Genomic DNA, 25,623 nt, shown 5'->3' with positions numbered 1-25,623 from the left:
ACACAAGATTTTAAATGTTTCGACGTCACATTTGATGAAAACGTAAAAAGCCATGAACAGAACTACTGAACAACGCAACGCTGAGGTCATGAAGACCATTGGGCTGCTTGACCAGATGCCCCGGGTGGAGGTGGATCATCTCTTCAGGGTACGGCTTATGCAGCGGATCGAGGCAATGGAGGTTAAAAAAACTTCATGGTCAGCGTTGCCCGGCGGGGCTTTCAATCCGAGACTCGCCTTCATGGCTCTTCTGCTGATGCTGAATATCGCTTCGGCCCTCATGCTCTTTATGCATGGGACACCGCAAGCAACCGGCTCTTCAGGAGCCATTGCTGAATCGTTAACCGAAGACTACGGTGGTCCGGCGCTCTCCTATTACGACGATCAGACGACTATCGACCGCTGAAACCGGCGCATGAACACTTTGAACGGCAAAAAGCCTGCAACGATGCGATCCGCATTGTGCAGCCAGTAACTTGTGGAATGAATTTTTAGTGGTTACCGATGGATTTTCTCTCTTCCAAGCGCTTCGTCACGACAGCCCTGGTGCTTCTGGTCATACTCAACATCACCCTGATGGGAGTGCTCTGGTGGCAAAACTACGTCAATCAACGTTACCAGTCGGTTGAAATCACCCGATTCTATAGCGGAACCAGCCCGCGTGGGGGAAACAAGCTGGCGCTGACTGATCAGCAAAAAACGGCATTCAGAAAACTCCGACAGGAACATTTCCGCAAGACCATGCCCGCTGTGCAGAAGATTATCGAATTCAAAAAGGAGATGATCTCCGAAGCGGTCAAGCCTGATCCCGACCTGCAGAAACTTTCAGCCATCGCAGACAGCCTGGGCAAACGCCAGGCGTGGCTCGAAAAGGATCTTGCCCTCCATTTCCATGAACTTGCCATGCTCTGCACACTAACCCAACGAGATTCCCTGAAAAAGCTGCTCAGCAATATCTACACCGTCAGGTACCAGAAAATGACTTTATGGAAAGGCCGACCCCATCGGGAAGATCGGGAAGACAATCATCGAGGCCCAATCCCACCATCGGCTCCTGAACCCTGATAATCCGGTAACAGGCATGACTGTCCAGCAACATTTCAAGTGGCGTGTCTTCATCAGCACAGGGCTGTTGTTGACCTTCCTCGTGATGCTCATCTCAGGCATTGTGCTCTACATCTCGCCCCCGGGCAGGGTAGCAAACTGGACTGACTGGAATATATTCGGACTGACCAAAAAAGGTTGGCAGAACCAGCATGTTGTTTTTGGCTTCGCCTTCATCATCCTGTCGATCTTCCACCTGTTCGTCATCAACTGGAAAGCGTTCCTCTCTTACATCAAGACCAAAGCATCGAAGGGCCTGAACAGCCCCGCAGAACTTGTAACTTCACTCCTTCTTTTTGCCGTACTTGCTGCCGGCACCTTATGGCACTTGCCGCCTTTCGAGCAGATCATCGCCCTTGGCGACCGGCTTTCAGGCTCTTGGGAAAACAAAACCGGCGGCCCACCCGTGCCACACGCCGAAGCGATGCCGCTCGATGAACTCGGCGCGCTGCCGCAGGTGAACGATCCGGCGGAAAAGATGGTGGCAAAACTCCGCGCGGCGGGCATCGAGGTACGTGACACCCGACAGACGCTGACGGAGATCGCCGACAAAAACGGCGTGAAGGTGGAGAAACTCTACGGCATTATCTCGAAAGGCAAGCAATCCGGTGAACTTCAGGGATCGGGCTGGGGCCGCAAAACACTCACGGAGGCCGCCGAAACCATCGGCGTCTCACCACTCGCACTGCAACAGGCGCTGAAGCAGCAGGGCATCGAGGCCGCGCCGGGAGAGTCGATTCGCGACATCGCCACGAAAAACAGCATGGAGCCCTCCGAACTGGTCAGCAGGATCAACCGGATGGCTGAAAAACGGTAAGCGGAGATCGAGGACTTCAGCGGCGGGGACAGCAGATCGCGCCGTACAGCTCGGGCCGCCGGTCGGCGAAAATATCGTTGAACTCGTTGAAGCTCTTGTCGCGGCATGATCGTGGATCGATCTCCGCCAGCAGCACCCGGTCGTTGTCAGCGTCGGCAAGTGCGACCGTCTCTCCGTAAGGATCGTACACCGCCGAACACCCCTTGAACAGCAGCGTCTCATCACCCCTCGTTTCAGTACCGCACCGATTGGCCACGGCGACGTACAGCTTGTTCTCGATAGCGCGAGCAGGCATCACCTTGCGCCATGCATCGGTGACAAGGTTGGACGGGCAGGCAATGAGGTCGGCCCCGCCGAGGGCCAGCACCCGCGACACCTCCGGAAAACGCCAGTCGTAGCAAAGCATGATGCCGATTGAAATGTCGAGCTGCTCGTCGCGGATCACCGGAAAGCCGGTGTCGCCCGGCTCAAACACGAAGCGCTCCTTGTAGAAAAGATGAGACTTGCGGTAAACGAGCGGGTCAGCAACGCCGGGCCGGAACACGAACACCGAATTGTAGAAGCAACCTTGCGCCGTTTCGGGCATTCCGGCGATGATGATCGCACGCTTCGCGTCGGCGAGGCCCTGGAAAAAACTGCACGCCACGCCGCCCGGCGATTCGGCAAACGGCGCAAGCTCTTCACGCGACGTGAAAAAGTAGCCGCTGGAGCACAGCTCCGGCAGCACGACAATGTCCGCTTCGACCGGATCGAGCAAACTCCGGATCGCTTCGAGATTCGCCTGGCGCTCCCCGAGACGTGGCGTAAACTGGACGGTGGCGAGACGGATCATCGGCTGCCGGAACTTCCCGCCGGACGCAATTTTCTCTGCACCATCTTCACGACAGCCGACGCCTCGTTGCGGAAAATGAGCGTGCCGAGCACGAGATAGAGCAAGACGATGAGCAGTTTCACCATCATCGCAAGCAGGCCGCTGATCCCGAAACCGGCAAGCCAGACGAGCAGGTCGTCATGCCATACTGCGAACGCCAGCCCCGCGCCGAGCAAGAGTGACAGGCGGCCCCAATCGTAACTGATCGGGTAGAAGCGCACCGAGTACCACCCCATGCAGAGGCACATCACCGCCGCGCCGAGCAGAATCGCCACCGCCGCGCCATCCATGCCGCCAAGCGGAATCAGAATCCAGCACCCGAGCGTCGTCACGGCGGCTCCCGCGAAGGTCACGACCGGCAGATATTTGGTCTTGCCGGTAATCAGAATGCCTGCCGACAGGTTGGTTGAAATCATGTCGAACACGTAACTGAAAAAGATCCACGGCAGAATCGACATGCCCATCCAGTATTTCGGCGGCAACAGATAGAGCTTGCCGCCCCAGTGGTAGCGCACCAGATCGGGCACAAAAAAAGTGCAGGCCACGGCAAGCACAATCACTGCAATGCCCGAAAGATTCATCACCTGCTTGAAGAGCGGCTTGGCTTCGGGATCGTCAGCATGTTGCAGGAAAAACGGCTGCCAGGCGAAGCGGAAAATCTGGATGAACATCTGGAGCGCCACGCCAAACGCCGCCACCCGACCATAGATACCGGTGATATCCGAAGCCTGGAACCCCGCGCCATACAGGCGGTCGATGTCCTGCTGCGGAATGCGGATCAGGAGATTCCGGTCGATCAGGTGGATGAGCAGGCCAGCGATGCCGGTCGGCACGTAGGGCAAACCAATGCCAAGCAACTGCCGGCACATGCCGGGCGAGAACGTGGGTTTGAGATTTTTGAGTACCGGCAGAATGAACAGCAGGCTGACCACCGAGCCGAGCGCCTCGCCGATGAACACGCCGGACAGACCCGCATGAAGTCCGAGAATGAGCACAAAGGTGCTGATGACGCCGCCGACCACGCCCATCACCTTGGCCAGCGCAAACGGGATCGCCTTGCGCTTCAGCCGAAGTTCGGCAAATGGCACGACGAGCAGCGTATCGAGAAACAGGATCGCTGCGGCGTAACGGATGAACACCCCAGACTCCGGTGCAAGTCCGATGGCTACGGCAATCGACGGCGCAAAGAGCAGCATCAGCGCCGAAAAAAGGATTGAGGTAACAAAGAGGCTGAAAAAAGCCGTCGAAAACAGCGGACGTTCATCCTCGTTCCGTTTGATGACGTCGGAGGCGACCTTCAGGTAAGAGGTTTCGAGACCGTAGGTGAAAATGACATTCGCCAGGGCGATGTTGGCATAAATCACCGCCTGGATGCCATTGTCGAAGGTGGTTAGCTTGTTGGCGTAGAGCGGAACAAGAACGTAGTTAAGACTGCGGGCCAGAATGGTGCTCGCGCCATAGATGACCGTATCCTTCGCGAGAAGCTTGAGTTTGGAGAACATTCGTTGGGCTGCTGGAGGTCGCGGTCAGTTCTTACCGGTCGCCGGGCCAGTCGAGCCGTTGGTTTTGGCTGCCGCCGCTTTCTGCTGCCGGACGGCGTCCATATCGACCTGAAACTTGCCATCTTTCTGGATAACGGGAATCTTGGAGATCACCTCGCGCAGATGCGCCTGTGCTTCGGCCTGCTGTTGCTTCATCTTTTCGAGCTCTTCACCCGTCAGACCGACCGGATTGTCCTTGTCAATCAGGCTATCCTTGAACGATTCGATCTCCATGTTCTGCTCCATCTTCATATGATTGACGAACTTGGAAAGAAAATACATAAGCAGAAAAAAGACCGACAGGGCAAATCCGAAAATGAAAATCCAGCTCATAATCCGCAAGTTATGGTTAGCATGAACAGTTTCCGGGAACAGAAAAGAGCCGTCACGTCACGACACTCCCGTTCGCAACAGGCCGAAACAACTTTCGCCCTGGCTTTGAAAATATCATGAATTTTCCGGATTATAGCGCAAATATCGGATTAAAAATGAATATTTCCAGCTTTTGGCGGCGAACCGGATCGCCGCTGCCGAAACCACATGAGCAACGATGAAAGAACAAGCAACCAGCACGCAGGAGGGCAAGGACATCCTTCTGCAGGAAGCCCAAGCCATCCGCCTGATGAGCGAGCGGCTGGACGAGAACTTTTCCAGAGCAATCGATCTGATGCTCGCCTGCACAGGCAAGATCATCATCTCCGGCATGGGCAAATCGGGCATCATCGGCCAGAAGATCGCGGCGACGCTCTCATCGACCGGCACCACGGCGATTTTCCTCCATCCGGCGGAAGCAGCGCACGGCGACCTCGGCGTGGTTTCGGAGGGCGACACGGTCATCTGCCTTTCCAAAAGCGGCATGACTGAGGAGCTGAACTTCATTCTCCCGGCGCTCCGGGAGCGGAAGGCGACCATCATCGCCTTCACCGGCAACCCTCGTTCCTACCTCGCGATGAACGCCGACGTGGTGCTCGACACCGGCGTCGAGCAGGAGGCGTGCCCTTACGACCTCGCGCCAACCAGCTCGACCACGGCGATGCTCGCGATGGGTGACGCGCTGGCGATCTGCCTCATGAAAAAGAAGAACTTCACCGACCAGGAATTCGCCCTCACCCACCCCAAAGGCTCGCTCGGCAAACAGCTGACGATGCGGGTCGGCGACGTGATGGCCACCGGCGATGCCCTGCCCGTCGTCAGCGAAGATGCAATGCTCTCGGACCTCATCCTCGAAATGACCTCCAAGCGCTACGGCGTCAGCGGCGTCGTGGATGCAGAGGGCAAGCTCACCGGCATTTTCACCGACGGCGACTTGCGGCGGCTGGTGCAGACCGGCGAGTCATTTCTCGACAAAAAAGCGGTCGAGGTGATGACCCCCAACCCGAAAACCGTCGCGCCCGACATGAAGGCCAAAGCCTGCCTCGAACTTCTCGAAACCCACCGCATCACCCAGCTTATGGTGTGTGATGAAAAGCGCTGTCCGGTGGGGATTGTGCATATCCACGATCTGGTAACACTGGGGTTGTAGTTTTTCTCAGATCCGTCTGATTCTGACTGATCTGTCTCCCACCAATAAAAAGAGCGCTCGAAAGCGCTCTTTTTTGTAACTGGACCGAAAGCCTTCAGGCTCTACCAAGCGCTTTCAGCATCGCTTCGCCGATGTCGGCGGGGTTTTCGACAACCTTGATGCCTGCAGCTTCCATTGCCTTGATCTTCTCTTCGGCGGTGCCTTTGCCGCCTGAAACGATCGCTCCCGCGTGACCCATGCGACGGCCGGGAGGGGCAGTGCGGCCCGCGATGAAGCCCACAACCGGCTTTTTGAAGTACTTTTTGATGTACTCGGCGGCCTCCTCTTCAGCGCTGCCGCCGATCTCGCCGATCATGACGAGACCCTCAGTTTCATCATCCTTGGCGAACAGCTTGACGGCGTCAAGGAAGCGGGTGCCGATGATCGGGTCGCCGCCGATACCGATGCAGGTGGACTGGCCGAGACCGACTTCGGTGAGCTGGTGCACCGCTTCGTAAGTCAACGTGCCGCTGCGCGAAACGACGCCGATGGTGCCTTTTTTGTGGATGAAGCCCGGCATGATGCCGACTTTGGCTTCGCCGGGGGTGATGACGCCGGGGCAGTTCGGGCCAACCAGCACCGCGCCTTTTGCCTGCACGTAGCTGTAGGCTTTCATCATGTCGTTGACCGGAATGCCTTCGGTGATGCAGATGATAACCTTCAGTCCGGCGGCGGCGGCCTCCATGATGGCGTCGGCAGCAAATGGCGCGGGCACGAAGATCACCGTCGCGTTGGCTTCGGCCTTGTCCACAGCCTCCTGCACGGTGTCGAAGACCGGCACAGGACGGCAGAATTGATCCTTTTCGTTGCCGTTATAGAGTATTCCGCCCTTGCCAGGAGTGACGCCAGCGACGACGTTGGTGCCGTACTCCAGAATCTGCGAGGTGTGGAAGGTTCCCTCGCCGCCAGTAATTCCCTGGACGACCAGGCGGGTATCTTTATTGACCAGTACGCTCATATGCCGATATTCGTTTTGGTGATGAAAAAAAACCGTCAGTTGGACGGAGCTGTCTGACACAAGGTCTGGAGATGGCGTGCAATGCCAAGCATCTTGCCCTCCTCGAAAAAGTTGCAGATCAGGTGGGCGCCAACCGGCAGGCCAAGGCTGTCAAAGCCGACCGGCACGCTGATGGCGGGCATCCCGACAATGCTGGCCGGGACGGTGAAGACGTCGGCCAGGTACATTTCGAGCGGATTGTCCATCTTGTCGCCGATGCCGAAGGGTGGAAAGGGCGAGGTCGGCCCGAAGATCACATCGACCTTTTCGAACGCTTCGCGATACTTGTCCTGGAAGACGCGGCGTACCTGCTGCGCTTTTTTGTAGTAGGTGTCGTAATAGCCCGCCGAAAGCACGTAGGTGCCAAGCATGATGCGACGCTTGACCTCCGCGCCGAATCCCTCGGTGCGCGAGTTCACGTACATGCTCGAAAGGTCGGGCGAATCGGGAGAACGGTAGCCGTAGCGTGCGCCGTCGAACCGTGCGAGGTTCGAGGAGGCTTCGGCGGTGACAAGAATGTAATAGGCCGCGATGGCGTAATCGCTCTCCGGCAGGTCGATCTCGACCAGCTCCGCGCCCGCTTCTTCGAGCTTTTTCAGCCCTGCCTTGACCACTCCGGCCACGTCGGCATTGAGGCTCTCGGGGAAAAATGCGCGCGGCACGCCGATGCGCAGCCCATCGACGGAGACGTGATCCATCGCGGTATCGTACTCCGGCACGTCGTGGTGCGACGAGGTTGCATCATGCTCGTCCTTTCCGGCAATAACACCAAGCACGAGCGCTGCGTCGTCGCAGTTGGCGGCGAGCAGGCCGATCTGGTCGAATGACGAAGCGAAGGCGACGAGGCCGTAACGCGAGATACGGCCATAGGTTGGCTTGAGACCAATAATGTTGCAGAAACCTGCAGGCTGGCGAACCGAACCGCCGGTATCGGAGCCAAGCGCCACCATGGCGAGATCGTTAGCCACCGCTGCCGCCGAGCCGCCGGAGCTGCCACCGGGCACGCGGGTTTTATCGTAGGGGTTGGGTACCGGGCCGATGGCGGAGTTCTCGTTGGAACTGCCCATCGCAAACTCGTCCATGTTGGTGCGTCCAACAAAAATGGCATCCTCGGCCTGCATCCGCTTGATCACCGTAGCGTCATAGACGCTTTCGTAACCAGCGAGAATCTTCGAGGCACACGACAGAGGCGCCCCCTTCATGGCAATGTTGTCCTTGATGGCAATCGGCATACCGAAAAGCACCCCGGGCGCTTCGCCGCGCTGAAGCTTGCTGTCAAGCTCGCGGGCGCGAGCCATCGCCTCGTCATGAAACACGACGGTGAAAATATTGTCGTCGCGGCTGGAATCGATGCGCTGTAAATAATCTGAAATCACCTGCTCACAGGTTAGCTCACCTGAGAGCAGTCTGGACCTGAGGTCCTCGTAACCATGAAACTGCACGTTTATTCGGCTAGATTATAAATTGAAGATCGTTCATCTGCATGTTGCGGCGGGACAACAACTCCTGCGGATAGAGGGCGCTGCCGGCCGGAAGAGTCCAGTGGGCTCTGCCGCCATCAAACTTGTATAATAACAAATAACTGTCTATAATTCAATTTCATGGAGGTTGCGCGCTTCAAGGATAAGAACGAACCCCCCTCTAAAAGCTGCGAGTTCCGATGAACAGCATTAACCCATTGATTTTCCTACTCTTACATGCCCCAGTGGTTCACATCGAAATCTGATCCTGAAGATACCCGAATCCAGGAAACGCTGAAATCATCCTGCGTGCTTCCCCGACATATCGGCATCATCATGGACGGAAACGGCCGGTGGGCGAAAATCAAAGGCAAGTCGCGCATTGCAGGCCATGTGGCTGGTGTTGAATCGGTGAGAGATGTGGTCGAGGCATCCTCGCAACTCGGCATCGAAAACCTGACGCTGTTCACCTTTTCGATCGAGAACTGGAAAAGACCGAAACCTGAAATTTCGGCCCTGATGAAGCTGCTCATCAAGGTGCTCAGAAAAGAGGCCGTGAAACTGCTTGAAAACGATATCCGATTGGAGGTCATCGGAGATATGGAGATGATCCCCGATGACGTGCGCAAGACACTCGATGAAACCATAGAGCTGACCAGAAAAAACCGAGGCATGGCCATGACCATCGCCCTGAGCTATAGCGGAAAATGGGACATCACCCAGGCTTGTCGGCACATCGCCCTTCAGGTAAAACAGGGTTTGCTCGATCCCGAAACCATAGATGAAAATCTATTTGCTTCGTATCTTTCAACCGCATCAATGCCTGATCCTGATCTGCTGATACGAACCAGCGGCGAGTACCGCATCAGCAATTTTATGCTCTGGCAAAACGCCTATTCCGAAATCATTTTCAGTAACACCCTTTGGCCCGATTTCCGGCGCAACGAATTGTATGAAGCCATCCGGGAGTTTCAAAAACGCGAACGGCGGTTTGGCAAAACCAGCGAGCAACTGAAGACCAATGAAGTAGAATAACACCGAACTGAACCACAGAACCAATCAGCCCTTTCATGAAAACGACACCATTTCCACCAGACAAGTTATCAGCACTCCTGATTGTTCTGGCTCTGCTCAACATCCCCTCATCTTCGGTTTTCGCCAAGGCAAAGCCTTCGACTCCGGCAAACGGATCCGTTACGGCGCGTCCGGCACCAGCCCCCATACAGGAAACCCGGACGTTCACCGTTCGCGAAATTACTTTCAGCGGACTTCAGACCATCAAGGAGTCTGAATTGCTCAAAAGCCTGCCTATCAAAATCAATGACCGGATTACTGTCCCGGGTCAGGAGATTCCCGGCGTGTTGCAATACCTTTGGAATCTGCAATATTTCAGCAATATCCAGATCGAACAAACCGATCTTGGCAGCGGCAACATCAAGCTGACCTTTGTCGTCACCGAGCTCCCTGTCCTCCAAAGCGTCGAGTTCCAGGGCAATCACAAATTCAAAACAAAGGAGTTGCTGAACACCGCCAATCTGAACCCCGGACGCCGGATAAGCAACCAGGAGCTGTTGAACGCCGAGAACAGAATTGAAAAGCAGTATGCAGCGAAAGGCTATCTGACAGCCGGCGTGGAGTACCGCCTTCAGAATATCGGCGAGAACAAAGTCAAAGCGATCTTTACCATTCACGAAGGCAGCAAGGTTGTCATCGAAAAAATCCGCTTCCACGGCAATACAGCTTTCAAAGAGAGCAAACTCCGGGGAGTTCTCAAAGAGACCTCGCAGAACTCCTGGTGGCGCAAGATTTTCGGCCAGCCGAAGCTCGACAAGGACAAGTTCGAGGAGGACAAGAACCTGCTGGTTGAATTCTATCGCGACAATGGCTATCGCGACGCGCGCATCGTCAAGGACACGATCACCTACACCGACGACAAAAAGGGGCTGATCCTCGATATTTACGTCGATGAGGGGCCGAAATACCACATCCGGAACATCACCTGGATCGGTAACACCAAGGATTTCGCCACGACCCAGATACTTGACACAACGTTCGGCATCAAAAAGGGCGACTTGTATAACGCCAAAAAGATCAACGAACGCCTGAATTTTTCGCAGGATCACTCCGACGTCAGTTCTCTCTACCTCGACCGGGGCTACCTGTCGTTCAGGGCGCAGCTCGAAGAGCAGGTGGTACAGCCAAATCAGGTCGATCTGGTCATCACCCTGACCGAAGGCGACCCTTACACGCTGAACATCATCAACATCAAGGGAAATACCAAAACAAAGGATCACGTCATCCGGCGGGAACTCTATACCATTCCGGGCGATACCTTCAGCCGGAAGAACGTCGTCAGAAGCATCAGGGAGCTCTCGATGCTCAACTATTTCGACCCTGAAACCCTGACACCGGACATCCAGCCGAACGCAAAAAACGACACGGTCGATCTGACCTACAACGTCACTGAACGGCAGACCGACACCTTCAACGCTGCCATCGGCTACAGCGCTTCGAGCGGCGGCACCGGCTCGCTCGGCCTGACCTTCCACAACTTCTCGTTCGGCGACCTGTTCAATCCTTCGGCATACCACCCCCTGCCTCACGGCGACGGCCAGACACTTGCTTTGCAATGGCAGTTCGGATCGAACCACTATCGCACCCTTTCGCTGTCGGCAAGCGATCCTTGGGCGTTCGGCACCCATACCTCTCTGGGCTTCACCGCCTTCAAGACCAAGCAGACCTACGACCTGACCAGCAGCAACCTCTCCACAAAGACGATCAACCAGTACGGCGCTGACATCACCATCGGAAGAAGACTCACCTGGCCAGACGACTATTTCGCTATCAGCTGGCGCCTGGGTTACCTGCATACCAAGGGCGGCTTCGTCAGCTTCCTCAACGAGACGAATGCGCCTGAAGAGGCCGAGGAGTTCTCGATCACCCAGACAATCAGCAGAAACAGTATCGACAACCCGATCTATCCGCGACATGGAAGCAAAAACGTCTTTACCGCTCAGCTGGCTGGAGGCGTGTTACCCGGAACAATCAACTTCTACAAACTGATCGGAAAAACAAGCTGGTTTTTCCCGGTTTCGCACAACCTGGTCGTGAACGTCGCGGCGCAGCAGGGATACCTCAACACCTTCAGCAAGGACGACTATATCCCTTACACCGACTACTTCTACATGGGTGGCAGCGGCATGTCATCCCTGCCGACCATTCCGCTCAGGGGTTATCCCGACCACAGCCTCGGTCAGCAGTTCGAGGGTGAAACCGATCTGTACGGCGGACGAGTCTATTCAAAGTTTACCACCGAAGTTCGATATCCGCTCACGCTGAGTTCATCGGCAAGCATCTATGCCCTGGCGTTTGCCGAAGCGGGCAACCTCTGGGCCAGCGCCTCCGACTTCAATTTGACCGATCTGAAAAAATCAGCCGGTATCGGTCTGCGGCTCTATCTGCCAATCATCGGCCAGATCGGCATCGACTACGGTTACGGCTTTGACTCCGTCCCGTCTGAACCGGGCAAAAAGCCGCAGGGCTGGAACTTTACCTTCTCGTTCGGTCAGCCCAACGACTGACCGCTCTTTTCTGGAAACTAAAAAAGCCATGACTAAAAAGTTTTTAGTCATGGCTTTTTTATGGCTCCGAAAGGATTTGGCGGGCACACTAATGGAGGCTATGCCTCACCTTTACCGCCCTTCCTGAGACGCAAAAGCTCGTCTCTTATTCGCGCCGCCTCCTCGTAATCTTCACGGTTGATCGCCTCTTCGAGCTTCCGGTTCAGCTCCTCGGCAACGGATTCGCCCTGGGCCGGTTCCGGCGCTGCCCCCTGATGCTCGACAACCTCTTCGGCGGCAGGCTGCTCTTCATCCTCTTTGGGCCGCTCTTCGACAATGCCCGCCTCGTTCATGATCTCTTCCGAAACGAAAATCGGAGCACTGAAACGAACCGCTATAGCAATGGCATCGCTCGGCCTCGCATCAATTTCATGCACCACTCCCCCCATCTCACAGATAACTTTCGCATAAAAGGTTTCGTTGTGCAGTTCATCAATGAGCACTTCATTGACATGAAGATCAAAAGCATCGGCAACTTGCTTGAACAGGTCATGAGTGAACGGGCGAGGCGGCTTTATGTTTTCGAGCTTGAGCGCAATAGCCTGGGCCTCGAACCCACCAATAATGATCGGCAATTTGCGTTTGCCTTCTACTTCATAAAGAATCAAGGCGTAGGCGCCGTTGGTATGCGGACTCGTTGACAATCCGAGAATATCAACCTGAAGTTTGTGCATAATGTCAGGAACAGTTATCGTTTCAACGGAAGCGGTGTTATGCCGTGAGTCTGTAACGAAAAAGTACCGTTAAACATTTCTCAATCAAAGAGGAGCGCTTCTGTTTATTTGTCGGCGTGAACCTTAAGGGCCGACTCTGCAGAGCAAGCACCCTCAAGGGAACGACCCGCCGGAACAGGAAGCCGCATGCTTGAAGATGAGCTTCTTCACGACAACAAAAAAGCCGCGTATTGCGGCTTTTTTGTTTATGTGCCCGAGAGGAGATTCGAACTCCTACACCTAACGGCGCCACCCCCTCAAGATGGTGTGTCTACCAATTCCACCACTCGGGCATTTTGCATGTATTTCAGGGAACAAACTTGTACCCAGTGAGAATAGAAGGACTCGAACCTTCGACCCACTGCTTAAAAGGCAGTTGCTCTACCGACTGAGCTATATTCTCAACCAAGCTTCACGGCTTTTTACAAGCCTACTTGTTCTGGTACCGCAAACGCTTCTTGTGCCTGTTCTTACGGCGCATCTTTTTGCGTTTGTGTACTGCCATTTTATGGCGTTTTCTTTTTTTTCCGCAGGGCATGAATAGTAAATTCTTTCCTTTGTTTTAGAAGGCAAGTAATATAGGGCCTCAAGAGAATTCTTCCAAATTAAAAATACCGGAGGACACTTTTACTCCGGAAACAGCGGCAAGTTGAATCCGATGGGCCAATTCGACGGATTCGCAGAATCAGCCCGATCAATCAGGTCAGGCATTCATGTACTTGAAGAACTCCTTGTTATCCTTGGTTTCAACGATTTTCTCACGCATGAACTCCATACATTCGATGGGGTTCTTGTCGCCGAGGTATTTCCGAAGCAGCCAGGTACGCGACAGCTCTTCCTGGGTAAACAGCAGCTCCTCTTTTCGGGTTCCCGAGCGGAGAATATCGATGGCCGGAAAGATTCTGCGCTCCGAAAGACGCCGGTCGAGCACAAGTTCCATGTTACCAGTACCTTTGAACTCTTCGAAGATAACATCATCCATGCGCGAACCGGTATCGACCAGCGCCGTGGCGATAATGGTTAGACTGCCCCCCTCCTCGATATTTCGCGCCGCGCCGAAAAAGCGCTTCGGCTTGGTGAGCGCGTTGGCGTCGATACCACCGGAGAGAATCTTGCCGGAATGCGGAATGATGGTGTTGTGCGCGCGGGCGAGTCTGGTGATAGAGTCGAGCAGAATCACCACGTCGTGACCAACCTCAACCAGCCTCTTGGCCTTTTCAAGCACCATGTCGGCCACCTGCACGTGCCGCTCCGGATCCTCATCGAAGGTCGAGCTGACCACCTCCGCTTCCACGCTGCGAGCCATGTCGGTCACCTCCTCAGGGCGCTCGTCGATAAGCAGTACGATGAGATAAACCTCCGGATGGTTTTTGATGATGGCGTTGGCGATCATCTGCAACAGAATGGTCTTACCGGTCTTCGGCTGGGCGACGATCAGGCCGCGCTGGCCTTTGCCGATGGGCGTGAAAATATCCATGATGCGCCCGGAGTACTCGTTCTGACGGGTTTCGAGCTTGAGACGCGAATGGGGAAAGAGCGGCGTCAGGTTCTCAAAGAAAGGACGCTCGCGGGTCACTTCGGGATCCTTTCCGTTGATGGTGTTGATCTTCAGCAGCGCAAAGAAGCGCTCTCCCTCTTTCGGCGCCCTGACCTGACCGGAGACGGTGTCGCCGGTTCGCATGTTGAAACGCTTGATCTGTGAAGGAGAAACGTAGATGTCGTCGGGGGAAGAGAGGTAGTTGTAGTTTGAGGATCGCAGGAAACCGTAGCCTTCGGGTATGACCTGCAACACTCCGGTATTGACCATTACCTGTCCACTCTCGGAATCAGGATTTTTCAGGGACTGCGCCTCGATAATCTTGTAGATTAACTCCTCCTTCCGAAAACCGGCAGTAATCACGCCAAGCTCTTTGGCGATGGCATTGAGTTCATGAACCTTTTTCTTCTGGAGTGCATTGATGTCCAGGCCTTTGGATACCGAATTGTTCGACATTATTGATTGGTCAACGCTTAATGGTTAAGGATGCAGTAAAAGAACTGCCTCATGCGTAATCACTGAGGAGAAACAACGGGATCATCGTCGATGGCCGCCGGATATGGTGAATGACACCTTCGATCCTGCAGAAAGCGACATGAAAATGAGAAAAGAAGCCGTATGAGGTAAGATGGTATGTAATGAAACCGGTATTTACCAGGAGAACCGCCAGCGGAAGGCTCCTGCCTTGGCTGGAGAATCTCAGAGGTCAACACGAATATAAAATATTTTATGTAAAAACAGATGAATCATATCGCGCCGGCCGATGCACCCGGTGAACGAAACCGCTCCATCGCCGCCACCTCTCCGGAAAGATAGAAAGAACCCGTCACCAGAATCATATCTTCGGGTTCGACGCGCTGATCGAGAAATTCCAGCGCCTCGGCAGCCGAGTGGCGCGAGCTGACATACTGCGCCCCGGCTTCCACGCACAACCGCTCGAGCACCTCCGCCTGAAGACTCCGCTCCACCGGCAGATCCACAGCGACAATTTCGTCGGCAATCGGCGCGATATGGTGAACGATACCGGCAGCATCCTTGTCGGCCGCAACGCCAATGATCACGTACAGGAAGCGGAAGCAGTTTCGAAGCTCCAGAATCGACTGCGCGGTTTTCTGCATCCCTTCCGGATTGTGGGAGACATCAAGCATCACCACCGGTTTGTCCGCGATTCGTTCCAGGCGTGCCCGGTAACCCGAAGCGCCAAGCCTTGCCAGCCCATCATCGATATGCTCCCACGAGATCCCCTCGGAACGGGCGGCCATGACGGCAAGGCAAACGTTCGGCGCATGGAATGAGCCGGTGAGCGCAGCCCGAAACTGCCGCGACTCGCCACCATCGAGCGAAATTCGCAGGGCGAGAGCGCCCGGGCAAACCTCCTCCACCAAACACTCCGCCTCCCGCTCAACCTGATGCAGCTCCGCGCCCACCGCTTCGGCGGCCTCGCGGATCGGCGCGAACGCCTCGCCCGCTTCCGGCACGGCGGTGAAAACGCGCGAGCACCGCTTGATGATCGCCGCCTTCTCGGCGGCTATTTCGCGAAGGCTCCCGCCGAGCCACTCGGTGTGATCCATGCCGATGCTCGGAATGATAACAATCTCCGGTTGCACGACATTGGTCGCATCGAGCCGCCCCCCCATGCCGGTTTCGATCACCGCGGCATCGACGCCTTCGTCGGCGAAAAAGGCAAACGCCATCGCCGTGGTCGTTTCGAAAAAGGTCGCGCCCGTTTCGACCGCCGGTTGCAGCTTGGTACAATATTCAGCGACTCGCGCCTGGCCAATCTGCTGGCCGTCGATGCGGATCCGCTCCGTGAAATCGACCAGGTGCGGCGATGTGAACAGGCCGGTTTTGCGGCCCGAGGTGCTGAAAATCGAAGCAACGCACGAAGCTACCGTGCCCTTGCCGTTGGTTCCGGCGACATGCACAATGGTGCCGAGTTTGCGCTCCGGATGACCGAGCACGTCGAGCAGCGCTTCGATACGTTCAAGGCCGGGTTTGATGCCAAAACGATGAAGGGGAAACAGGAAATCGATAGCTTGCTGGTAATCCACAGTGACTCAGAAGTTGTTGTGAATAGCGATAAGCGCGGCCCTGACAACCTCTTCGACCGACAAGCCGGGAGAAGTCTCCAGAATGCCCGAAATGGCTTTCTGAGCCGCTGGCTTCGGAAAACCGAGCGTCATGAGCGCCGCGAGGGCATCTTCGTTCAGTTGAAGAGCTTGAGGCGCACCCGCCGTTTTGCCGCTTGCCGCTGGCTGGATTTTGAGAATCTTGTCCCTCAGTTCGAGAATGATACGGGAGGCGGTTTTTTTGCCCACACCGGTAATGCCGTAAAGGGTTTCCGGACGATTGGCGACAATCGCTTCCTGGATTTCGCCAACGCTCAGACCCGACAGCACAGCCATCGCCAGCTTCGGTCCGACTCCACCGATGGTAAGCAACAAGCGGAAAAGCTGAAGCTCTTCTTCGTCGAGAAAGCCGAAAAGTTGCTGAGCATCCTCGCGAACGTAGTGATGGGTAAAGAGACGAACCTGACTCCCCTCCGGGGGCAGGCGGCGGCTCGTGCCGGACGAGATGTGCAGCAGGTACCCGATGCCGGATACCTCGACAACCGCCTCCTCACGGGAGACTGTTACCAGCTCACCTCTCAAAAATGCGAACATGATGAATGGAATGGACAATACCCGGTTTGCGAACTCTTAGCGCCTTCAAAGCGCCAGCTGCTGGCCGGGTATGACTGAATATGAAACATCGCCCGCTCGCGGCACGCTTGCAGAAGCCCGATGATCAGCTAGCAGTCGGCGTGTAGTTGTTGAGCGCTTTGGTCAGCTGTGCTTTCTTGCGCGACGCCTTGTTGGGGTGGATGTAGCGCTTCACGCCAAGTCTGTCAAGCTTTTGCACGGCAGCCTTGTATGCCGCCTCGACTTCGCTCTTTGCTGCGTTGGCGTCGATCAGCTTCTGCATATTCTTCAAAACGCCCTTGAGTTCCTTTTTACGGGCACGGTTCCTTTCATTTCTGCGCGCTGCCTGTCTGAGTCTTTTTTCGGCTGATTTGTGTAGAGGCATAACCTTGTGCTGTTATAATATGCTTGTTAAGAGTGTGCGGTATCCGCAACAAAAGGCATTTAATATACGAACCCGGCTCGAAAATTAAAAAATATCGAAACAAATTATTGACAGAATCCGCCAGACGGACAAGCAGGCTTCGGTGTTTTTTTCTGTATATTCCCCCCGCAACAAAACAGCATATCACTGTCAACTCTCACGATTATAAGCCAATGAGCTTGATGATCAGCGTCTCCGGCATCCGCGGCGTGGTCGGCAAGAGCCTCACCCCGGAAAACCTTACGGCATTCACCATGGCCTTCGCCACCTGGATCAGGCGGCGGAAACAGGCGCTGAATCCCGGCTCGCTGGCGAAGCCGATAATCGTCATCGGCAGAGACAGCCGTCCGACCGGCGCCGTCATCACCGGTCTGGTCTCCAACGCGCTCTCGCTCTGCGGCTGCGACGTGATCGACGTCGGCATGACCACCACGCCGACAGTCGAGATCGCCACCGCCGGTGAAGGCGCCGACGGCGGCCTGATCGTCACCGCCTCGCACAACCCCGTCGAGTGGAATGCGCTGAAAATGCTTGACGAAAAGGGCGAATTCCTCACTGCGTCCGACGTCGGAGAGCTGCTCGAGATCGCCGAGAAAAAAGCGTTCGACTTCGCCCGCTGGGATGGCATCGGCACCGTGACGGCAAACGGCTCGTGGGACGCCGCACATATCGACAAAATCCTGAAGCTCTCCTGCCTCGACCTCGACCTCGTCAAAAGCATGAACTTCCGGGTGCTGATCGACGCCGTCGAAGGGGCCGGTTCGTACATCGTGCCGGAGCTGTGCCGCAAGCTGGGCATCACCGAAATCAAGACACTCGCCTGCGAAGGCACGGGCATCTTTCCGCGCAACCCCGAGCCGATAGAGCAGAACCTCCGCCAGACGATGGCGATTCTTGCCAGCGAGAGCTGCGAGTTCGGCATCATCGTCGATCCCGACGTTGACCGGCTCGCACTGGTGTGCGAGGACGGGACGCTCTTTGGCGAAGAATATACCCTCATCGCATGCGCCGATTTCTACCTGAAGCACCACAAAGGCCCGGTGGTCAACAACCTGTCGAGCAGCCACGCGCTCTTCGACATCGCCCGCAAGCACGAGGTCGAGTGCTTCAGCGCGAAAGTCGGCGAGGCCAACGTAATCGAGGTGATGAAGGAGAAAGAGGCGGTAATCGGCGGCGAAGGCAACGGCGGCATCATTTTGCCGGAGCTGCACTACGGACGCGACGCGCTCGCCGGCATCGCGCTCTTCATCCAGGCCTTCGCCGGGTGGAAATCCGCAACAGGCGGCACGCTCTCGGAGTTCCGCAAAACCTTCCCCGACTACTTCATGTCGAAAAAGAAGGTCGAACTAACGACGCTCTCGAAAGAGTCGCTCGACAGAATTTTCGACACGGTGGCGGCAAACCATCCCGATGCGGAGTGCAACCGCCTCGACGGCCTTAAGCTCGACTTCGAGAATGGATGGGTGCACCTTCGCCCCTCGAACACCGAGCCGATCGTCAGGATTTACACTGAAGCCTCGACGCAGGCAGAGGCCGACGCCCTTGCCGCGCGCTTCATCGAAGAGATCGAAACCGCCGCTTCGGCAAATCCGGCCAAGAACTGACAGGCATGAGAATGGGCGCAGGAGCGGCATCGGGATTCCGCACGCAGCAGGACGAAACCCTCGGCAATCGGAAAAAGGGTTCCGTTGACCGCTATATTATCAAGCAGCTGCTCGGCTACATCAAGCCCTTCAAGGGGCTGGTGGCGGGCGCGGTGGCGCTGACCGCCTTCGGCGCGATCCTGACGCCGCTGCGCCCCTGGCTGACCCGCATCGCCATCGACGACCACATCGCCAAGGGCGACCACAAGGGCCTTGCCGTCATCAGCCTGTTGATGCTGCTCGTAATCGTGCTCGACGGCGTCAAGCAGTACGCCGCCACCTGGCTGACACAGCTCATCGGCCAGAAAGCGGTCTATGCCATCCGCCTCGACATCTTCCGCCACTTGCAGCGCCTGCCGATCCGCTACTTCGACCGAAACCCGGTGGGGCGCATCATCACCCGCACCACCAACGACGTCGAGGCGCTCAACGAAATGTTGTCAAGCAGCCTCATCACCATCATCGGCGACATGCTGCAACTGCTCTTCATCGTGGCGATGATGTTCCTGACCGACTGGCGGCTGACGCTGGTCGTGCTGAGCATTTTGCCGGTGATGATCTACTCGACCATCTTTTTCAAGAACAAGATGCGCCAGGCGTTTCTCGATGTCCGGACGCATCTGGCCCGCCTGAACGCCTTTTTCCAGGAGCACATCACCGGCATGAAGGTGGTGCAGCTCTTCTCGCGCGAAGAGGCCGAGTTCATGAAGCACTCCGCCATCAACGCCGACCACCGCGACGCCAACATCAAAACGGTCTTCTACTTTTCGATCTACTCCCCGCTGATCGAGTTCCTCAGCTCGGCGGCGGCGGGTCTGGTGGTCTGGTTCAGCGCGACGCGCATCATGCAGACCGATCTGTCGGTGGGCGTGGTAGTGTCATTCGTGCAGTTCATCTGGCTCTTCTTCCGCCCGTTGCAGCACCTCTCCGACCAGTTCAACATTATGCAGACCGCCATCACCAGCTCCGACCGTATCTTCCGGCTGCTCGAAGAGCCGCTCGATGCCGAACCGACGGAGAGCGCTCACTCACTCGATTCTTTTCGGGATCGGATCCGTTTCGACAAGGTGTGGTTCGCCTACGACGAGGAGCACTGGGTGCTGCGCGACATTTCGCTGGAGATCAAGGCGGGCGAAACCGTGGCCATCGTCGGCGCAACCGGCAGCGGCAAGACCACACTCATCAACATTCTTTCGAGATTTTATCCCTACGCAAAGGGTTCAGTGACCATCGACGGCATCGAGCTGAGCGACATTCCCCGCCACGATCTGCGCAAGCTCGTAGGAGTAGTGATGCAGGATGTGGTGCTCTTCACCGGTTCGATCCGTGAGAATCTCTCGTTCGGCGATCCATCGATTTCGGACGAAACGATTCACGAGGCGGCACGCATCGTAGGCGCTGACCGTTTCATCGAAAAGCTGCCGGACGGCTACGACTACCGCATCCGCGAGAACGGCTCCGGCCTCTCGGCGGGCCAGAAGCAGCTTCTCGCCTTCGTGCGGGCGCTGCTCTACAACCCGGACATTCTCGTGCTCGACGAAGCCACCAGCTCGGTCGACACCGAAACCGAGTCGCTCATCGAACAGGCAACCGACCGGCTGATGAAGCACCGAACCTCGATCATCATCGCCCACCGCCTCTCGACGATCCAGCACGCCGACAAAATCGTGGTGCTGCACAAAGGCACCATCCGCGAAACCGGCACCCACCAGGAGCTGCTCGCCCAGCGCGGTTTGTACTACAAGCTGTATTTATTGCAGCACCCGGAGCGCGGCAGAATGGAAGGCGCGGGGGTGAAGAATTCGCCAGGTCAGTCGGATAAGTCCGAGCCGGCCGATCTTCCCTCTACAAATTGCTCTCCCGCAACACCGTCACCGGCTCCAGCCTTGCTGCCCGGAGCGAAGGAATCGCTGCCGCAATCGTGCTGATGATGACCGTCACAACGATGACAAAGAAAAAGTACCAGGGATTCCACGACATGCTAAAGCCGCTTTTGGTGAGTGGCCCCTGCGAGCTTTCGATGTGCAGGCTGGCCAGAAAGCCAATGGAGCCGGTCGCCAAGATGCCGCCGGTCAGCGCGCCGCCGAGGCCGACGAGAAAGCCCTCGAAGACGAACAGCCCCACCATCTGCGCCGACGAGAAGCCGAACGACTTCATGACGGCAATGTCGCGGCTCTTCTCGAACACGGTCGTCACAAGGATGTTGGCCACGCCAAATCCCGACACCACGCCAACGAATCCCACGAGCGACAGGACGATGGAACCGATCCGCTTGAACAGCACCAGCACACTGGCATTCTCCTCCTGCCAGGTCAGGCACCGGTAGCCGGTCATCCGCTCCAGATCCCGAGCCAGTGGCGCATCATTGAGGGGATCAACGACCTTCAGCGCTATGCCGGTAACCTTGTTGGGTGGCATTCCCTCGACAATCTGGCCGAGTTTGAGTGACGAGAGAATCGTGTTATCGGCTGCGTTAATACCGGTAAAAAATATTCCGGTGACCTTGCCCTGCCGACTGCGTCCGTCGGGCGTAATGATGGTGACCTGGTCGTTCAGCTCCACGCCGAGATCTGTGGCTACGGAACTGCCGACCAGCAGCGCATCTGGGGTTTTTCTGAAAAGCACCAGATCGCCGGAGGTAAGGCTGCGCCCGATGTGGCTAATACGATCTTCGCGATCAATATCCACTCCCTTGAGCACCACCGGCTGGGTGCGATTCCCCTTGACTGCAATGATCTGCGACTCGACGAACGGCGACGCGGCGACGACTTTTCCGGAGAACGCCTGAGATGAAACAATATCGAGGATTCTCCCGTAATTGCGCACCTCCTCGGGTTCATCCCTGCCGATATTGTCGGTCACGAAAGCCTTTCTCGAAACAGCCAGCGAATCAAAAAGGTTGGTCGGCATCGGATCGATCTTCTCGCCTTTGATCCGGATATGCGGCGCCGCGTCGATAATGGTTTCAGTGAACGAATCGAGCAGCCCTCTCGTCAGCGAAATGGTGGTGATGAGCACCATCGTACTGACAGAGACAGCAAGCATAGTGGTCAGCGTCTGGCGCTTGCGCCCGAGAATGTGCCTGATGGCTATATCGAACAGGGTTCTGAACATAAGGCGCAAACCGGACAAGCCCGAAAAAAGTTATGGTATATTTGCCATAAGTTATACTTTACAGAGCACCTCTAAAAATTGTTCAACCCGGGAGCCGCTATCCGTCAATGCAAGAAGCCAGCGCAGCCATAACCGCCGAACGCAAGCATAGCCACGTCGATATCTGCCTTAACCGGCCGGTCTGTTTCGACGGGCAGGATACTGGTCTTGATTCCTGGAGATTTGAGCACAACGCCGCGCCCGAAGTCGATTTTGCGCAGATCGACCTTTCGACGGAGTTTCTCGGCCATGCTATCGGTTTGCCGCTGATGATCTCTTCGATGACCGGAGGTTACGGTAATGCACTCGCCCTGAACCGTGCTCTTGGCGAAGCGGCCGAGCGCTTCCGCATCCCGCTCGGCGTGGGCAGCATGCGCCAGGCGCTCGAAGGTTCATCGCATCGCGAAAGCTTCTCGGTCGTGCGTTCGTCGGCTCCCTCGGTGCCGATCTTCGCCAATATCGGCGCGCCCGAAGTAGCCGCCGGACTGAGCCGTGATCAGCTCTCGACATTGATCGATCTGATCGAGGCCAACGGGCTCATCGTGCATCTCAATCCGGCGCAGGAGCTGTTCCAGCCGGAGGGCGGCACCGACTTCAGCGGATTTCTCGACCGGCTGCACGACATCACCGCCACCATCGGCGTGCCGGTCATCGCCAAGGAGGTGGGCTGCGGCATCTCGGCGACCGTCGCCCGGAAACTCGCCGACGCGGGCGTCAGGGCCATCGACGTGGCCGGAGCGGGCGGCATCAGCTGGCAGAAGGTCGAAGAGTGTCGCTACCTCGACCGCTTCGGCCACGAGGAGCGCTTCAGCCCATCGGCGCTCGATGAATTTCTGAACTGGGGCATCCCGACCGCCGAGTGCCTAACCAGTATCCAGACGCTGAAACGGCAAAACCCGGAGTACGACGCACTCAGCGTCATCTCGTCGGGCGGCATCCGCAACGGACTCGACATCGCCAAATCAATCGCACTCGGCGCCAACATCGCGGCCTCCGCGCAGCACCTGCTCAAGGCCCTGCACTCGGGGACGCTTGAAGAGACGATCCGGACATGGGCAAACGATCTTCGGGCGGCCATGTTCCTGACCGGATCGGCCACCATCGAACAGCTTAAACACGCACGAATCTACCGTAAACCCTGACGACAGCAGTCATGTCCTCACCGATTACCCAAGCACAGGTTGAAAGCAAGTACCGGCAATACCATGCAAAGATCAACGAAGCGCTTGCCGCCTGCTTTCCGAAAGAGAAGCCGGCAACCCTTTACGACCCTGCGCGCTACATTCTCGAAGGAAAGGGTAAGCGAATCCGTCCGTTCCTGACTTTGCTTGCCGCCGAAGCGGTCAGCGGCAAGTCCGACAACGCGCTTGGCGTTGCCCTCGGTATCGAGGTGCTGCACAACTTCACCCTGATGCACGACGACATCATGGACCAGGCCGATCTGCGCCATGGCCGTCCCACCGTGCACAAGCAGTGGAATGTCAACGCGGCGATTCTTTCGGGTGACATGATGATCGCCTACGCCTACGAGCTGGCACTCAAGGCGATCAGTTCGCGCCACGCCGAAATAATCCACATCTTCAACGATGCCAACATCACGATCTGCGAAGGGCAGGCGCTCGACATGGAGCTCGAACAGCGCAAGGATGTCACCATCGCCGACTACCTCGACATGATCTCCAAAAAGACGGGGCGACTCATCTCGGCGGCGCTCGAAGCGGGCGGCGTTGCGGGCGACGGCACGCCGGAGCAGATCGCAGCGTTGGTCACCTTCGGCGAAAAGATCGGACGAGCTTTCCAGATTCAGGATGACTATCTCGACATCATGGCCGGAGACGGCAAGTCGGGCAAGGTGCCGGGCGGCGACGTCATCAACGGCAAAAAGACCTGGCTGCTGCTCCGTTCGCTCGAACTGGCCGAAGGCGCTGACCGCGAGCTTTTACAATCGATCTTCGACAACAACGGCACCTCGCCCGACAACGTCCCAGCGGTCAAGGCGATCTTCGAGAAGTGCGGTGTGCTCAACGAGACCAGGGCGAAAATCAACGAGGATACCGAAGCAGCGCTGGCAGCGCTCGACGCCCTTCCGTTCGAGGAGGGACGCGGCTATCTGAGAGGCTTTGCCAACATTCTCATGAAGCGCGATTTCTGAGCTTGTTCCGGGGGGTCGCCCCTCCCCCCGAACGCTCTTCAACTCCCCTGCCCCCAACCATGACCACAACCCCTGAGCCAGGCGCAGCGCTTTTGCTGCTCATCGTTTCGCAGCTTCCCGGCATCGGCCCCTCGAGAGCTCGCGCCCTGCTGAACCGTTTCGGTGCGACCCCCGCACTCCTCGAAGCGGACTATGATGCCCTGCGCCAGATTCCCGGCATTGGAGAGACCACCGCCCGCGAAACCGCCGAGCGGCTCGCAAACCCGGCGTGGCGCGACAAAGCGCGCGAGAAGGGGGAAAATCAGCTCGCACGGGCGGAACGGCTGGAAGCCTCGGTCATCACGATTCTCGACCCGGCTTATCCACCACTCCTGAAAGAGATTTACGATCCGCCACTTCTGCTTTTCGCTCGCGGCAATCCCGAGGCGCTCTGCGTGCCCTCGCTCGCCGTCGTCGGCACCCGCAAGGCCACGGCATACGGCAAGCAGGCCACCGAGTTCATCTGCCGCGAAATGGTAAACAACGGTTACGCCATCCTCAGCGGCCTGGCATACGGCATCGACATGATGGCGCACCGCGCAGCGGTGGAGAGTAATGGCGTGACGATCGCCGTGCTTGGATGCGGCATTGACCGCATCTACACCGACCCCGCCGGGCGACTCTGGCCGAGGATACTCGAACGAGGCGCGATCGTCTCGGAAGAGTGGATCGGCATCAAGCCCGAACCGGGCAATTTTCCGCGAAGAAACCGCCTGATCGCCGGCCTGGCCCAAGGCACGCTGATCGTCGAATCGGACATCAAGGGCGGCTCGATGATCACGGCGTCCTATGCCCTCGAACAGAATCGCGAAGTATTTGCTATACCGGGAAGTATTTTTTCAGGCACCTCACGCGGCACCAACTACCTCATCCAGCAAAACCATGCCAAGCCGGTATTTTCCGCTGAAGACATTCTCGCCGAACTCAACCCAGCGCAACATCCTGCGCTGAAAACACATCCCGAAGCTTCCGAACCGTTCGACCTGAACATCGAGGAGTCGTGCATCGTCGAAGCGCTTCAGTCAGGCGCAATGCATATCGACCTGATCGCTGAAAAAACCGGTCTGAAGATAGACGCCCTTCTGGTGCATCTGTTCGAGCTTGAGCTAAAACGGATCATAGAGCAGGAGCCCGGGCAGATTTTCAGGAAACGTACCCCCTGAAACGCTCAAAAAACCAAACGGTAACGACAACGCAGAGAATGTTTCTCTCATCCTGTTTTTCTCGGCTGCAATAGTATTTTAAAACCGGAAATGTTATTTTTTGGGGTATCGATTCTCGATGACAATAACAAAGAACCGTACACGCTG

Annotated in this window: 22 protein-coding genes and 2 tRNA genes; 11 read left to right on the top strand and 13 right to left on the bottom strand. The window is 56.7% G+C overall.

What is annotated here, in order from left to right:
• Nucleotides 1–52: 52 nt before the first annotated feature.
• The 3 genes from AYT24_RS01375 (at nucleotide 53) to AYT24_RS01365 (ending at nucleotide 1,921) form a co-directional block, all read left to right on the top strand.
• Nucleotides 53–406 carry a hypothetical protein gene (locus AYT24_RS01375; protein ID WP_010931969.1) on the top strand — a complete coding sequence of 118 codons (354 nt, stop codon included), beginning with the start codon at nucleotides 53–55 and terminating at the stop codon, nucleotides 404–406.
• A 98-nt stretch (nucleotides 407–504) separates the two neighbouring features.
• Nucleotides 505–1,065, top strand: coding sequence for a Spy/CpxP family protein refolding chaperone (locus AYT24_RS01370; RefSeq protein ID WP_164926828.1), 561 nt, complete (start codon nucleotides 505–507; stop codon nucleotides 1,063–1,065).
• Nucleotides 1,066–1,081: 16 nt separating this feature from the next.
• Entirely contained in the window at nucleotides 1,082–1,921 is an 840-nt protein-coding gene (locus tag AYT24_RS01365; RefSeq protein WP_010931967.1) for a DUF4405 domain-containing protein, read from the top strand.
• Between the two features lie 16 nt (nucleotides 1,922–1,937).
• Here the strand turns inward: AYT24_RS01365 and AYT24_RS01360 are convergent, their stop codons facing one another.
• From AYT24_RS01360 to AYT24_RS01350, 3 genes are read right to left on the bottom strand one after another with little or no spacing between them, the layout of a single operon-like run.
• Nucleotides 1,938–2,753, bottom strand: a complete 816-nt coding sequence (locus tag AYT24_RS01360) for a nitrilase-related carbon-nitrogen hydrolase (RefSeq protein ID WP_010931966.1) — start codon at nucleotides 2,751–2,753, stop codon at nucleotides 1,938–1,940.
• Nucleotides 2,750–4,294 (bottom strand): lipopolysaccharide biosynthesis protein, encoded by a 1,545-nt coding sequence (locus AYT24_RS01355; RefSeq protein ID WP_010931965.1) that lies wholly within the window; start codon nucleotides 4,292–4,294, stop codon nucleotides 2,750–2,752. Before AYT24_RS01355 ends, AYT24_RS01360 begins: the two co-directional genes overlap by 4 nt.
• A 24-nt stretch (nucleotides 4,295–4,318) precedes the next feature.
• Complete coding sequence (locus tag AYT24_RS01350; protein WP_164926827.1) at nucleotides 4,319–4,666, bottom strand: hypothetical protein; 348 nt, start codon at nucleotides 4,664–4,666, stop codon at nucleotides 4,319–4,321.
• A gap of 289 nt (nucleotides 4,667–4,955) precedes the next feature.
• On the opposite strand from AYT24_RS01350, the gene AYT24_RS01345 reads away from it, so the two are divergent.
• The gene (locus AYT24_RS01345; RefSeq protein ID WP_010931962.1) at nucleotides 4,956–5,855 is read left to right on the top strand and encodes a KpsF/GutQ family sugar-phosphate isomerase; all 900 of its coding nucleotides are present in this window, start codon (nucleotides 4,956–4,958) and stop codon (nucleotides 5,853–5,855) included.
• 94 nt (nucleotides 5,856–5,949) lie between these two features.
• On the opposite strand, the gene sucD is transcribed toward AYT24_RS01345, so the two are convergent.
• Together sucD and gatA are read right to left on the bottom strand one after the other, a co-directional pair.
• Nucleotides 5,950–6,852 carry a succinate--CoA ligase subunit alpha gene (gene sucD, locus AYT24_RS01340; protein ID WP_010931961.1) on the bottom strand — a complete coding sequence of 301 codons (903 nt, stop codon included), beginning with the start codon at nucleotides 6,850–6,852 and terminating at the stop codon, nucleotides 5,950–5,952.
• Between the two features lie 35 nt (nucleotides 6,853–6,887).
• Nucleotides 6,888–8,333, bottom strand: a complete 1,446-nt coding sequence (gene gatA, locus AYT24_RS01335) for an Asp-tRNA(Asn)/Glu-tRNA(Gln) amidotransferase subunit GatA (RefSeq protein WP_010931960.1) — start codon at nucleotides 8,331–8,333, stop codon at nucleotides 6,888–6,890.
• Between the two features lie 255 nt (nucleotides 8,334–8,588).
• Between gatA and AYT24_RS01330 the strand changes: the two genes are divergently transcribed.
• Together AYT24_RS01330 and bamA are read left to right on the top strand one after the other, a co-directional pair.
• Entirely contained in the window at nucleotides 8,589–9,386 is a 798-nt protein-coding gene (locus AYT24_RS01330) for an isoprenyl transferase (protein WP_010931959.1), read from the top strand.
• A 35-nt stretch (nucleotides 9,387–9,421) separates the two neighbouring features.
• Nucleotides 9,422–11,932: an outer membrane protein assembly factor BamA gene (bamA, locus tag AYT24_RS01325; protein WP_010931958.1), complete on the top strand. Its 2,511-nt coding sequence runs from the start codon at nucleotides 9,422–9,424 to the stop codon at nucleotides 11,930–11,932.
• Nucleotides 11,933–12,030: 98 nt separating this feature from the next.
• On the opposite strand, the gene AYT24_RS01320 is transcribed toward bamA, so the two are convergent.
• The 7 genes from AYT24_RS01320 to rpsT all read right to left on the bottom strand — a co-directional run bounded on the left by AYT24_RS01320 (nucleotide 12,031) and on the right by rpsT (nucleotide 17,287).
• Complete coding sequence (locus tag AYT24_RS01320; protein ID WP_010931957.1) at nucleotides 12,031–12,645, bottom strand: bifunctional nuclease family protein; 615 nt, start codon at nucleotides 12,643–12,645, stop codon at nucleotides 12,031–12,033.
• Nucleotides 12,646–12,895: 250 nt separating this feature from the next.
• Nucleotides 12,896–12,977, bottom strand: a tRNA-Leu gene (locus tag AYT24_RS01315).
• 37 nt (nucleotides 12,978–13,014) lie between these two features.
• A tRNA-Lys gene (locus AYT24_RS01310) sits at nucleotides 13,015–13,087 on the bottom strand.
• A 300-nt stretch (nucleotides 13,088–13,387) separates the two neighbouring features.
• Nucleotides 13,388–14,677, bottom strand: coding sequence for a transcription termination factor Rho (gene rho, locus AYT24_RS01305; RefSeq protein WP_010931956.1), 1,290 nt, complete (start codon nucleotides 14,675–14,677; stop codon nucleotides 13,388–13,390).
• Nucleotides 14,678–14,967: 290 nt separating this feature from the next.
• Complete coding sequence (locus AYT24_RS01300) at nucleotides 14,968–16,272, bottom strand: bifunctional folylpolyglutamate synthase/dihydrofolate synthase (RefSeq protein WP_164926826.1); 1,305 nt, start codon at nucleotides 16,270–16,272, stop codon at nucleotides 14,968–14,970.
• Nucleotides 16,273–16,278: 6 nt separating this feature from the next.
• Nucleotides 16,279–16,884, bottom strand: coding sequence for a Holliday junction branch migration protein RuvA (gene ruvA / locus AYT24_RS01295; protein ID WP_010931954.1), 606 nt, complete (start codon nucleotides 16,882–16,884; stop codon nucleotides 16,279–16,281).
• 124 nt (nucleotides 16,885–17,008) lie between these two features.
• On the bottom strand, nucleotides 17,009–17,287 hold the full coding sequence (gene rpsT / locus AYT24_RS01290; RefSeq protein ID WP_010931953.1) for a 30S ribosomal protein S20: 279 nt from the start codon (nucleotides 17,285–17,287) through the stop codon (nucleotides 17,009–17,011).
• 212 nt (nucleotides 17,288–17,499) lie between these two features.
• Here rpsT and glmM point away from each other — a divergent pair, with 212 nt between their 5' ends.
• Nucleotides 17,500–18,930, top strand: coding sequence for a phosphoglucosamine mutase (gene glmM / locus AYT24_RS01285; protein WP_010931952.1), 1,431 nt, complete (start codon nucleotides 17,500–17,502; stop codon nucleotides 18,928–18,930).
• A gap of 5 nt (nucleotides 18,931–18,935) precedes the next feature.
• Nucleotides 18,936–20,897: an ABC transporter ATP-binding protein gene (locus tag AYT24_RS01280; protein ID WP_010931951.1), complete on the top strand. Its 1,962-nt coding sequence runs from the start codon at nucleotides 18,936–18,938 to the stop codon at nucleotides 20,895–20,897.
• On the opposite strand, the gene AYT24_RS01275 is transcribed toward AYT24_RS01280, so the two are convergent.
• Nucleotides 20,815–22,083 (bottom strand): ABC transporter permease, encoded by a 1,269-nt coding sequence (locus AYT24_RS01275; protein WP_010931950.1) that lies wholly within the window; start codon nucleotides 22,081–22,083, stop codon nucleotides 20,815–20,817. The two genes, AYT24_RS01280 and AYT24_RS01275, sit on opposite strands and share 83 nt — an antisense overlap.
• 107 nt (nucleotides 22,084–22,190) lie before the next feature.
• On the opposite strand from AYT24_RS01275, the gene fni reads away from it, so the two are divergent.
• Genes fni through dprA form a run of 3 tightly spaced genes read left to right on the top strand, consistent with a single transcriptional unit; the run spans nucleotide 22,191 to nucleotide 25,476 of the window.
• The gene (gene fni, locus AYT24_RS01270; protein WP_010931949.1) at nucleotides 22,191–23,264 is read left to right on the top strand and encodes a type 2 isopentenyl-diphosphate Delta-isomerase; all 1,074 of its coding nucleotides are present in this window, start codon (nucleotides 22,191–22,193) and stop codon (nucleotides 23,262–23,264) included.
• 11 nt (nucleotides 23,265–23,275) lie between these two features.
• Nucleotides 23,276–24,274 carry a polyprenyl synthetase family protein gene (locus AYT24_RS01265; RefSeq protein ID WP_010931948.1) on the top strand — a complete coding sequence of 333 codons (999 nt, stop codon included), beginning with the start codon at nucleotides 23,276–23,278 and terminating at the stop codon, nucleotides 24,272–24,274.
• A gap of 59 nt (nucleotides 24,275–24,333) precedes the next feature.
• Complete coding sequence (dprA, locus tag AYT24_RS01260) at nucleotides 24,334–25,476, top strand: DNA-processing protein DprA (protein WP_164926825.1); 1,143 nt, start codon at nucleotides 24,334–24,336, stop codon at nucleotides 25,474–25,476.
• The last annotated feature ends 147 nt before the right edge of the window (nucleotides 25,477–25,623 follow it).

This window comes from Chlorobaculum tepidum TLS, assembly GCF_000006985.1.
Lineage (GTDB): Bacteria > Bacteroidota > Chlorobiia > Chlorobiales > Chlorobiaceae > Chlorobaculum > Chlorobaculum tepidum.
The sequence above is the reverse complement of the archived record's forward strand: the minus strand, read 5'-3'. Positions and strand labels throughout refer to the sequence as shown.